This window comes from Mycobacterium sp. IDUB_37 (assembly GCF_055419245.1).
The window spans coordinates 252,250-263,866 of the sequence record NZ_JBVAXG010000008.1 but is presented as its reverse complement, the minus strand read 5'-3'; the positions used below and the strand labels follow the sequence as shown (position 1 = coordinate 263,866).

Genomic DNA, 11,617 nt, shown 5'->3' with positions numbered 1-11,617 from the left:
AGGCCCACAGGCCCACAGGCCCACAGGCCCACAGGCCCACAGGCCCACAGGCCCACAGGCCCACAGGCCCACAGGCCCACAGGCCCAGCCAACACACCAACTACAACAAGTTCAACCACTACTCGCTAGAACCCGCCCAATGACCCAACTACCTGGGACTGTGGATTTATCGGTGTTCGGGCCCCACGCCTTGGACCGGGTCCGCGCCCGCGGCACCCGCAACGCCCGTCCGCGGCGCAAGCAGCTGACCAGATCCCGTTTCAGCGCCCCGCGCGATTCGACATATAGAGTCTGGTAGATGGCCTCGTGGCTGATGCGCATGGTCTCATCATCGGGGAACTCCACCGGCAACCTGCGGGCGATTTGCTCGGGACTCCACGCCTGAACCCAGCCACGATCACCACGGTGGGGCTTGTTGCGGCCCTTTTACGGTGAGCTGGCGGGACCGAGCACGACGTGGCCGTCAGCATCTCGCACCACCCCTGAGAGTTTGTCCTGGACGTAGTGGCGCAGCCGGTCGTTGGTGACCAGCTTGGCCGTCTTGGGCCGGCGGGCACGTCGCTCGGCATGCCACTGAGCGGTCGACGCCTTGTACTCGACTCGGTAGGTGCGGGTTGAGGCGTTGCGGCGCAGCTCCCGCGAGATCGTCGACGGTGCACGCTTGAGTCGTCGCGCGATCTCACGGACACCGGCGCCCTGGGCGCGCCATAGTGCGATGTTCTCACGCTCATCCGAGGACAGGTAACGGCCCGAAACCTCCTCTGGTAGTTGTGGATTCACGCCGCCAGCATGGCGGAACCAGCGGAACCCGACCGGCGACGACACGCCCGCTGCAGTGGCGGCGTCCTCGGTCATCGCCCCAGCTGCAACGGCCGCCCAGAACCGAACCCGGTCCTCGCGCCAGGCCACCGTCGGCCGGTCCAGTGAGGGAATCCGGCCCCGATAACCACGAACCTCTAACTGACGCTTTCCCTACGCCATCACGCACCTCCAAAAAGTTGAGGTGTTGCGTCGACCAGTTGAATCCGCCGGGGCCAAGTCAGGTGACCACACTCAAACAACACGGGGATAGATCAGGTGAGTGTGGTCACCTGACTTGGCCCCATTTGGGTCGTAGTTCTGCACGAATTTTGGCCCCGGGGTGGTGATCGTTGCGGCCGGGTGGGGCGCGGTGTGTCGTCACCAATTTTGGCCCCACCCTCGTTCAGATCGTTCCTGTGGACCGTCGTCGCTGGCGGTCGGCAGGGGTGTCGGTCAGGATGCGGTCACGCGTGGAATTGTTCGAAAAGATTCGGAGGGACCGACGGGTTGAGGACCTGTCGATTCGTGAGTTGGCGGATCGTCATGGCACCCATCGTCGGACGGTGCGTCAAGCCCTTGCGGACGCGGTTCCGCCATACGCCTGCCCGCCTGCCGCCATCGCTGCCACAAACTGCTGATGATGCGTTTGAACCTGCGCACTCAACTCTTGATACTGCTGCCCATATGCGCCGAAGAACGTCGCAACCGCCTCCGAAACCTAGTCGGCACCCGCCGCCAACAACCCCGTCGTCGGTGCCGCCAACAGCGAACTCGCCGCCTCAACCGCCGAACCGACAGCCGCTAACTCTGCCGCCGCCGCCGCCACCACGTCCGGCGCCACCACAACAAAAGTCATCGCAAAAACCCCACTCATCGATTGGTTGATTGGGCGGCGCCCGCAGGCCACTACGGACTTCGGCGAGTTCTACGCCATGATCCTCGGTGTGGTCGTGAAATGCTGGATGTTCGTGATGCGACTATCGCACTCGGGCAAAGCCTTTCACGTGGCGTTCGCCACGCAAGCGCAGGAGGCGTTCCTGGAGGGCCACGTGCTGGCCTTCCAATATTTCGGGGGCGTGCCCGCCCGAATCCGCTACGACAACCTCAAACCCGCCGTCGTACGGGGGCACCGGAGGGCTTGGTGGTGCCGCAAACAGCGGGCCCGGCGGGGTCGGGGGTGCCGGCGGTGCGGGTGGATTGTTTGGTGCCGGCGGAGCTGGCGGAGTCGGCGGTCAAGCCTTCAATTCTGTTGCGGGCGGGGCTGGGGGTGCTGGTGGTGACGCCGGTTTGCTTGCGCTGGGCAGTGGAGGAGCGGGTGGGGCCGGCGGTACAGGCCAATTCGGTTTGGCCGGTAAGGGCGGTGCCGGTGGCGACGCGGGCCTGGTCTTCGGGACGGGCGGCGCCGGCGGGGACGGCGGCAACAGCGCCCCAAGCACCCGCGGAGGGAATCCGCCCGGTAACGGTGGTGGAAACGGGGGCCATGGAGCGCTGTTCTTCGGCTCCGGTGGCGCTGGCGGTGGGGGCGGATTCAGTGTGGGTGCCGCTGGCGGTGCGGGTGGTGCAGGCGGTGATGCGGGCTTCCTATTCGGCGACGGCGGCGACGGTGGCAGTGGCGGGGCCAGTGCGGCAACCATCGGCGGGCTTGGCGGGGCCGGCGGCCGGTCGGGTCTGATCGGAACCGGCGGCGACGGCGGTAACGGCGGCGACGGTGTAACCGCCGGAGGAGCCGGCGGTGGCGGCGGCAACGCCGTGCTTATCGGCGCCGGCGGTGTTGGCGGCAAAGGTGGCACCGGCACCATTCCCGGCGCGGACGGCAACGACGGCACCGGCGGGCGTCTGCTCGGCTAAGGGCCAAGCTGAACTTCCTGCACCGTCCTGGGTGCGCTATGGCGACTCTTCGTTGCGCTGCCAAGTACCCAGGTTTGAGTACCAGAGGATTGTGCACGCGAGCGCGGATGGATCCCGTGATCGTGTCGGCCGCGACGTGGCCGCGCACCTCACAGCCCGGACAGGGCGCCGCCGGTGGCGGTGGACGAAGGAGCGAGTCAATCCCGTTTTGCAGCGGGCGGAGCTGCCCGAATGTCGTCGCGCGAAGCCCTTCAGTATCGGGCAGTATCGGGCGCCCCCGGTTTGGGGGCACCGCTGCGTCGTCGAACAACTCGCGCGCGTCGCGGTTAAGTGTCAGCTCCGCCTCGCGCCGCAATGCGCTTTCGGGCGGCCGCCAGCTCGTCGGCCTTCGCACTCGGAGCTCCTTCGACTGTCGTCCTCTCGAACTCACCGGCCGAATCCCCGTGATGAACCGACCGGAGCGCCTACCGCCGGTCGGGATTAGTTCGTGCGCACCAGCAGCGTCGCCCGCCTTTAGACTCGACGCAAGGAATGGGAGGTGCGACGATGTCAGTCTTGGCTGAAGCTGCAGCAATTATTAGCGGCATGTTGGGGCTCGGCGGGAATGCTGCTGGCATGTATCGCGATATCAGCGCGGGCATCACCCCCAACGGTGAAAATACTGCTGGCACCGCGATGGGCCTAATTGGAAACGGCGCCAGCATTAACAGCGGCACTGCGGTCCTGCGAATGAGTGGGGACTCCACCAGAAGTTTCCCGGCGGCGACGGCACGTTTCCTAGCTGTCGCCGAGCGGCCTAATACCCCCGAATTTACTTCCGCGGAGAAGGACTTCAACGAGCAACAGGCAAGACAAGTCGAACAGGACAGACAGGGTTGGTCTGAACGTACGAATTGGAGTGTGATTCTCTATGCCTTATCGGTGGTGCAGTCGTTGGAGTTGACGGCGGGGTTTGGGGCACCGGTGGAGGGGCAGTGTCTAGAGGTTGGTGCGGCTAAGTTCGCACGGGCTAAGGGGGTGTTAGCGGCAGGGTCGGCCAACCAGTACTGGACGGGTGCAGCCGCGGATGGTCACAGCAGGCAGAACACCGCCCAGCAACAGCGGGCCCAAGCGATCACGCAGTCCGATCGGTCATTGGCGCAGATCGCACGTGATCAGGGTTTGTGGGTCGATCATGCCCGGCTTGTGTTAGGCATCGATTCCACGTTGCTGGGTATGGCGCTGGCGGTGGAGACCACCCTGGCGGTATCGGCCGTGGCGGGAGTGTGGGTTAAATGGTTCGCCTTCACCGTGGCCGGCCTCGGAGTGGCTGCTGCGGGCGGCATTCTCGCTAAGGTATTAGCGGTGTCGGTTCACAACGCCCAGGCTGCCACAGCGTTGGCGGACCGCTACGGCCGACTGACTGCACCCACCGGCACAGGGGATGCGGACACCGCATTAGTTCGCGCATCCAGCCGGACGGCGGCAGCGGTAGCTGCGGTCCCTGTAGCCACTGCCGAGCCGGACACCTGTGCGGCCAAGAATGTTGCTCCCCCCAACGCGCCAACGTCCACACCGGCACCCGCGACTGCCGGTGCCGGCTCACCGCTCACCGCTGCGGTATCCCGGGCACCGGTCCCGGTCGTCGGGCGATCTGCATCACCGACGCTGGCCCAGCTGATCAACCTGTCCAACCCACATGCAACACCACCGCGGCGCACCGAACGGGCCCACCCGGTATGCAGCACCGAACCTCCACCGAGCAGCGATGACACCGCATCAGAGGCCACGCGCACAGTGACCGACCGCCCCACCGCGTCCGCGACAAGCGGCGCATGGCATGGACCACCCTGCAGCACCGTGCAACACACAAGCGCCCCGCTGCTGCCATCACCCTGATCTGCGACGCCCGCCCTCTGGGTTGCCGCAGTGTAAATCACTGCAATTCGCGATCCTGAACGAATAGAAAGCTTCGCTGCGGCATCCCCGTCCCACTGGCCGGCTCTGGCTGTCGGGGCGTGAGCGTCGCGCCCGACCGGGCGGCCGCACCACTGGTTGACATCGACATGATCAGGACGGCATTAGTCCGGCCGGTCCTCCGGAAGGGTCCTGTGGGTTTAGGCCGGCACTCGCAACCGTGTTTGTGGGCCCTTGCGGTTCATTCCACCATCCGCGCGCCAGCTCCCACCTAATTTAGTTTCCGAGGGGCCCCGGTAGTCGATTTTGGCGTGCTCCGGGCCGGCGGGCCGCTGATATCATACTCGGGAATAGATACTATCCGCGAGCAGTGCTGTGTTCGCCTCAACAATAAAGGGTGTATGGGAATGTCAGCAGTTGTGGCCGCCGGTGTCGTGCTAATGAATTTCGCTAGTTTAGGTCGGGAATTCACCGGTATAGCGGTGGATCAGTTCGGTGGTCTAAATAGCCCTCAACGCAGCAGCGAAAATATTGCGGCGATGGCGACAACTATGGGTGCGGACGGGGCAGCGCTGACGGCGTCGCTGGCGACTCGGGCGTATGCGCTCTGGGCACATCCGGTGGCGCCACTGGCTTACGCTCCCCAACGCAGGTTGGTTGTTGCGCCTCCATTTCCTCCCGAACCTGATTATCTGGGAAAAGTTGAATTCCCAGATTTTACCGCAGATCAGAAGCAGCCTTTTCTATTCGAACGATCGGAGCCCATACAACGAACGGTAAAGTATAAGGACAAGGACATTCCAATCACGAGTTATGAACATAAACGGATAAACAATCCTAATTATAGCCAAGAATATGACAGCCTACTGAAAGAACAACTGAGGCGTGACGCTGCTAATGCGGCTGCGGCCGAGGCACACGGAGATGCCGCGGCTAAGTGGCGGAAAGATCACGGCTTGCCACTGGCGCAGGATAATATGAAAAGATTAGAAAAGTTCCAGGGCGATAAGAACGGTTACGAGCGAGCGGAACGGGAATTCCAGCGGCAAAAGGATGAGTTGAGTAAGTTTGCGAAGACGAGTCCGATTCTGTTGGCTGTAGCCGCAGTTAGCGCGTTGGAGTTAATGACGGGGTTCGGGACTCCCTGTGAGGGTGAGGCTTTCGAGGTCGGCGCCGAATACTTTGGGATGTTTTCTAAGTCGGTGGAGTCGGCTTCGCCGGATGAGGGTTGGTCGGGTGCGGGGGCGCAGGCGTATGCCGGGCGCAACGCACCGTTGGATCACCGCGGTGTAGTGATGGCCGATCTGGATGTCCGGTTGGCGCGGTTAGTGACCACCTACGCGCGGCGCAACACCACGATGCAGATGGGCATGGGCCTGGACAAGGGCCTGCTCATGGAGGCGTTTGCCGTCGAGATGGCGTTGCGGTTCGAGGCCGCCGCAGCAGTGGCCGACGCGTTCGCGTACACCGCGGCCGCAGCGGGACTCGGTGTCGCGGTGGGGATGATGACCACGTTGTTAACGTTCTCGTGTCTAACCCGAAACGACGTAAACAACCTCGCCGCCGAGTACCACCAGGCGGGAGCCGGCCTGATGCCAGCAGGGGCACCATCTCACGGCACCACCACCTCGGCGGGCCAAAGCCAGGTCCGCAATTTCGAAGCGGCCTCCAACAATGGATCAGACACCCCTCCGGCGCCGGAAATAGCCAGCCAAATTCATGCCGGGCAATCAGCCACCGAGCCCGCCACACGAACCGATGCAAACGCCGGCCATGAGTCCGCTACGTCGGTTGCAACCCCCGCACCGGCGATGATCCCGCCACCCAGCGCTGTCGCAGTATCAGCAATAACTATGCCCAGCTTCGTCCAGGTGGCACGATGGTCACGACACCAAACGCCGGCCTCCGGCCAACGCGGCGGCGAGCAAACCCAAGCAAGCAAAACAAACCCGCCCGCCGAAACTCCCGCTACCGCCACAGCCACACCGATCCCAGTGGAGGGCAGAATCCCGCAAACCGCCCTGAGCTACACCGGAGGAAGTTCAAAGGTCACGCCGACATCAACTGAGGGCGGCCTGACCGAACTTCCACGTTTAGGCCCAGCAGCTTCCGAACCGGCCGCTACCCGCCGCTAGCTTGCTGCCAAATGCGCATCGAACGGGGAGCAACTTGAGATGTACTGGACTTGCCACTCCTGCGGCAGTTCGCCCGGCACCGACCCACCCATGGCCACGCCGTGATACTGGGCCGCAAGCTCGCAGGCTCGGGTAGCGTTTTTCTTCGAGTGGTCTGCCAACGCGCCCATCATGCCCGCGGCAATGTGGAGGCCCACTACACACACCGTGGTAGCGAAGACATTTGATAAACCGACGGGCGCTTTAGCTCGAAGGGCCATTTCTACGCCGAAGGCCGCCATCAGAATTGCCTTGTCAAGGCTTAGACCCAAGCGCACGGCGTTGTTCCAATCGGCCTGGTTCGTCGTTGTCTCCGATAAGTCGTTGTCGAGGGTTGCCAGCAATTGCGCCCAAGACGAAAGTGCAGCATTTTGCGCTTCGTAGGCGCCAGCTGCGCAACCCTGCCAACCATAAAAGTTAGCAACGTTTGGGCGCAGTCGCTGCGCAAGCCCGCTGAACTGTTCTGCACCGGCGCCGAGGCTTTCCCCTTCGCACGGCGCCCCAAACCCAATGGTGAACTCCAAAGCTTCGACGACGCCGACCGCAAACAAAATCGCGCTGGTATTGGTATGCCACCCAATGCGCTCTAGTTCAGCATCGTTCTTCACCTGCTGAGCGACCACGCGCTTTTGACGTTCAAGTGCTCTCGCGTCTGATTGCGCTTTGCGGGCAGCATGACTCTCGAGTTCATGCTGGTATCGTTGATCCAGTTCGGCGTTGTGCTTGCGGGCGTCGATATTATGGCGATACGCGGCGGTGTATTCCTTCACCGTCGGCTCTTCCAGATATTTCTCGCCCAGCAACGCTCTTAATGGACCCTGCGTAGTTTCCGCCTCTGAATATGCGCGTTTGTAGCGGTCAGTAATTGCCTGGTATGCGTCCTTGAGCTCGTCGAGGCGCCGTTGCGGCACCATCGGCCACGGCATAGGTTGCCGCGGCTGTGTTGGCGACAGATTGGCTACGGCGATTCGGGCCGCAGGTGTCGCGGCGGTGTACCCAATCATGGAGGCCGCTGTCGCCATTCCATCCACGCCGAAATTGGACGCCACGGTAGCTAAATGATAGCCACTGGATACGCGATGATTTCTGTCGCTGGCGTAATCTACACCAATTCCGCTGAATTCCTTGGCGAGACTGGCAAAGTTAACGAAAACGGTAGCGGCCGCACTGAGTGACAACATTAGCCAGGATCCTTCACTGGAGTTACCTTGCGGCGCATCACGCGGAGCGCCGTCTTATGCGAAATTAACGCTAGCCCGATTCCGCTATGGCTAAATCCTCAATGCACCTCAGGCAAGCTGCGTCTGAGGGTCCCGACTGCCTGCTAGTCGCCCCTCAACAACGGCAACTTGCCGAACGAAACGGAAGAACTTCCTGGTCAATTGGCGTTTGGAGGCTCCACTGAAACGGGGTACTGCGTTTCCAGTGCTGCACCATCCGCCAGGCGCAGCTTTCAAATCACGTCGAGGATAGGTCGTCGATAGGAGACAGCGGTCGCGCCAACCAGCTTGCCGTCGGCTTGGGCCGGGACCTGTGCTGGCGGCCGCTCACCGCCCTCGACAGCGATCTCGGATTGCGCAGCAAAACTCGTCGCCTTATGACGACGTTGGCCAGATGGGACAGTCGGCTGCAGGTGCCATGTCGCGGGTTTAACCAGGGTGCCCCGCCCGGAGGTGTGAGCAGACCGCGCCGAAGCTGGCTCAGGCAAATGAGGCGGCTGAGCCCCTGAGACAGCTGCGGAAGTGACCTCGCCGTTCGTCGGATTGAGCAAGGCGGGCTTGACAACTGCCTTGGGCGGGGAAGATACGGGGGACACGTCGCTCAGCAACACCCGGCGGGACACAGATGGGCAATCCATCGCAGCAACCGCCGCTATCTCGGGCAACGGCGCACTTGACGGTGCCGCGTCCTGAAGTATTTCTCGGTAGTCCGCGTTTATGTCATCCGCCCTTTCAGCGTTTCGGCACGAGAACGTGATTAACATCGCCAGCAGACTAGTGGCAGCCGCAATTCCCAGGGAGGAAGCTGTCACCGTGAAGTAAGCGAGCCACGATGCCGCCGCTAAGTCAGCCGCTTGGGCCAGCGTCTTCATGGCTTGCTCTACGGCGTAAGCGAACACCAGGACGTCCTTCAGTAGTGCCAGGCCAACGCGGGTGTGGTTCGCCCAGCCGGCCTGGTCTTTCAGCACGGATGCCAGATCAAAGTCCAAACCGGCCATCGCCAAAGCATGATCCCGCATCGCCGCGTTCTGGTCGGCGTACGCACGTGCGCCTACCCCCTGCCAACCGGGGCCGGGGAAAGCTGAATCCAGCTGGCCGCGCAGGCGGCTGAATTCTGCCGACCCAGATCCGAACGCATCGCCTTCGTTTGGTGAGCCTAATCCCGTCGCTAATGTGACTACGTCGACGATGCTGAGCGCGCAAAGTATTGGACTCGTTAGCTTGCCCGCGTAATCCGCTCTCAACTCGCTGCGGCGCTCTGCCCAACCATAGAGTTGGCCTTGCATCGCTTCCGCAAGTTTTGATTCCAGCTGCACTTCACCACGCACTAGATGGACCGCTAGATACGCAGCGGCTACTGAGTCTGCAGGAGTATTTAGGGCGGCTGTCTCAATATATTCGGCACGGGTAAATCGTGGGTCTGGTACGAACGGTTGCACTAGACCTGCTAACGCGGTCAGAACGCTGGTCGCTGCCAGGTACACGTACACTCTGAATCCTTACTGGTCGCTCGTGTCGAGAGCCACGGTGCTCGCTCCTCCCTTTAACATCGCTTGGGAGCGGCTCCTCGTTACTGCGAAGGCGATACGCTGGTACCGTGCTCAGCGCCACGTGCGCAACTGAATTGCCTTGCGCTATAGGCTCATACCAGTGTACGGCCCAGTTGGCAGGCCGCTAGGCAGAATTTGCGGTCGCCATGGCCAAGCCGGCTGCCGGATCTACTGGCCAGCTCACAGTCCGGTCGTGTGGTGGCGTTACAAACCGCAAAGACATCGTAGGAGTCGTTCATGACGAGGGTGCTAGCCGATAACCAAAGTCCCGCTGGCAGACTCACCGCGCGAGTGGTTGCTGCCTACCAACAGATTGCCGACCTGAATCGGCCTGAGCTATGGCACACGCTTCGAAATGAGTCCGACGTTCTTGGCGACGCCGCGGCGGTCGAGAAGCGCCTTTCCGAAGGTGAGGCTTTGCGGTTGGCCGGCATGCTCGTCGCCGTCGACGCCAATATTGACATCGCCGGAATTCCCAACCCTGCCGGACACCCAGACCTGGCCTCCGCGCCAGACACCACCGCTGCGGCGGTGCAAAGGCTGATCGACTCTGGCGCACTGATTTTGGGCACGATCGACGTCGGTCAGGTTGCCGTCGCATCTGTCACGGCCCCTAGTTCCGACGGCTCAGTTCGAAACCCTTACTGTCCCGACGGCGCCACCGGCGGCGCTGGCTCTGGAACTGCTGCCGCCGTGGCGCTCGGCATCGCGGACGTGGGCCTTGGAACCGGTCTCGCGGCATCGCAGCTTGTGGTTGCGGGCCGCTACGACGTGATCGGCATCAAGCCGACTCCCGGAGTCATTCCGATACACGGTGTGCTACCCGCATGCGACGACTCACACCGGATTACGGTGTGCGCCGCTGACCTGGGTCTTGCCGTCGCCGCGACCGCCGCAATGGCCGGCGCCGACTCTCGAGACCCTCGAAGCCGCTCCTGGCCCGCCGATGTGGCCCTGGCGGCAACCCGCCAGCCCACCATCGCCGTTCCCCATCGGGCGCACCTCGAACGTCTCGGCGACATCGGTCGCGACGCATTTGCTCGAACCGTCGCTGCCGCCTCTGCCGCCGGGCTCAATGTCGAGACGGTCGACATGTCCCTGTTGTTCGATATTGCTCGGGCTGCAGTGCCTAGCGGAGCCGATCCGACAGTCGCGGCAACTTCGGTCTCTAACAGTCCTGATTGCGCGCGTAACTGCGACGATCGAGCCCGGGCGAGCAGCGCGGCGCAGAAGCTTTTCGAGAAATTCGATGCGCTGCTTGTGCCTACAACCGAACACGCGGTCAAGTCGACGAGGCCAGAGGCCGACTCGATGCGCCGGCCAACTGGCACCTACACGACGTTCTGCGACGTTCTCGGACTAGCTGTCCTTGCTATTTTCGGTGCACCGTTGTCAGACGGAGAGCCGTTCGGCGTCGCGGTGGTGGTACCAGCGTTTGCCGACCAGGTCGGCGTCGATGTCGCCGCGCGGCTCAGCGACACCGAGCCTCCCCTGCTCGTCGAGCACGGCGTGGACCTTGCGGTGTTTGGCGCCCACCTGCGGGACCAGCCACTGCACTGGCAGCTGGAGAACCTCGGTGCCCGGTTTGCTGGCGAGATCAGCACGAGTGATGCTTATCGCCTCGTGGCGCTAGACACCACACCCGCCAAGCCCGGGCTCGTTAGGACCGCGTCCGGAAAGGGCGCTCCGATCAGTGGAGAGTTGTTCCGGGTCTCCGCAGCAGGACTGGGACAGTTCCTAGCGGCTCTGCCACCGCCCATGGCCCTGACCAGTGTGGAACTCGACGACGGGCGACGCGTCGTCGGATTCACCGCTACCCACGACGCCACGGCCAGCGCGACCGACATCACGCATCATCGCAGCTGGACGCGGTATTTGGCGACCTCTTCACGACCGAATAGTTAGCGCTCACCTGGGTTATTACCGCTAGCCACCTCGCCGAAAACGGGAGTCCGTGGTACTGTCCACGCCGCAATGCATGTCGTGGTGACATGTCGTCCTCGAGTGTGAAGGAGAAGTTCGGTGCTAGTCAGCTCAAGCGTCACGATTACCGCCTCGAAGGGGGCTTCGTACGCTGCTGCGACGCGCCGTGATCTCCACCGCGCTCGGGCGGCCTGTAACAAGGACA

At 62.8% G+C, this 11,617-nt stretch carries 5 protein-coding genes and 3 pseudogenes; 4 read left to right on the top strand and 4 right to left on the bottom strand.

Going from position 1 to position 11,617, the window contains the following annotated elements; all coding sequences use genetic code 11:
• Positions 1-144: 144 nt before the first annotated feature.
• Both ACZY1I_RS24625 and ACZY1I_RS24620 read right to left on the bottom strand, forming a co-directional pair.
• Positions 145-933 (bottom strand): annotated as a pseudogene (locus tag ACZY1I_RS24625) (transposase); the annotation flags it as partial.
• Between the two features lie 436 nt (positions 934-1,369).
• Positions 1,370-1,657, bottom strand: a pseudogene (locus tag ACZY1I_RS24620) (PE family protein).
• 266 nt (positions 1,658-1,923) lie between these two features.
• Between ACZY1I_RS24620 and ACZY1I_RS24615 the strand changes: the two are divergent.
• The 3 genes and pseudogenes from ACZY1I_RS24615 to ACZY1I_RS24605 form a co-directional block, all read left to right on the top strand.
• Positions 1,924-2,649 (top strand): annotated as a pseudogene (locus ACZY1I_RS24615) (hypothetical protein); the annotation flags it as partial.
• 546 nt (positions 2,650-3,195) lie between these two features.
• Complete coding sequence (locus ACZY1I_RS24610; RefSeq protein WP_463758483.1) at positions 3,196-4,527, top strand: EspA/EspE family type VII secretion system effector; 1,332 nt, start codon at positions 3,196-3,198, stop codon at positions 4,525-4,527.
• A gap of 425 nt (positions 4,528-4,952) precedes the next feature.
• Complete coding sequence (locus ACZY1I_RS24605; protein WP_463758481.1) at positions 4,953-6,680, top strand: EspA/EspE family type VII secretion system effector; 1,728 nt, start codon at positions 4,953-4,955, stop codon at positions 6,678-6,680.
• Here ACZY1I_RS24605 and ACZY1I_RS24600 read toward each other — a convergent pair.
• Together ACZY1I_RS24600 and ACZY1I_RS24595 are read right to left on the bottom strand one after the other, a co-directional pair.
• Entirely contained in the window at positions 6,677-7,900 is a 1,224-nt protein-coding gene (locus tag ACZY1I_RS24600) for an EspA/EspE family type VII secretion system effector (protein ID WP_463758478.1), read from the bottom strand. The two genes, ACZY1I_RS24605 and ACZY1I_RS24600, sit on opposite strands and share 4 nt — an antisense overlap.
• A 272-nt stretch (positions 7,901-8,172) precedes the next feature.
• A complete protein-coding gene (locus ACZY1I_RS24595; RefSeq protein ID WP_463758474.1) occupies positions 8,173-9,267 on the bottom strand; it encodes an EspA/EspE family type VII secretion system effector in 1,095 nt (364 codons plus the stop codon).
• A gap of 459 nt (positions 9,268-9,726) precedes the next feature.
• Here ACZY1I_RS24595 and ACZY1I_RS24590 point away from each other — a divergent pair, with 459 nt between their 5' ends.
• Complete coding sequence (locus ACZY1I_RS24590) at positions 9,727-11,394, top strand: allophanate hydrolase-related protein (protein WP_463758472.1); 1,668 nt, start codon at positions 9,727-9,729, stop codon at positions 11,392-11,394.
• Positions 11,395-11,617: the final 223 nt, after the last annotated feature.

What these genes read in the sequence shown, in the direction of transcription:
- ACZY1I_RS24610 (WP_463758483.1), top strand. Translation starts at nt 3,196, where the DNA reads ATGTCAGTCTTGGCTGAAGCTGCAGCAATTATTAGCGGCATGTTGGGG.
- ACZY1I_RS24605 (WP_463758481.1), top strand. Translation starts at nt 4,953, where the DNA reads ATGTCAGCAGTTGTGGCCGCCGGTGTCGTGCTAATGAATTTCGCTAGT.
- ACZY1I_RS24600 (WP_463758478.1), bottom strand. Translation starts at nt 7,900, where the DNA reads ATGTTGTCACTCAGTGCGGCCGCTACCGTTTTCGTTAACTTTGCCAGT.
- ACZY1I_RS24590 (WP_463758472.1), top strand. Translation starts at nt 9,727, where the DNA reads ATGACGAGGGTGCTAGCCGATAACCAAAGTCCCGCTGGCAGACTCACC.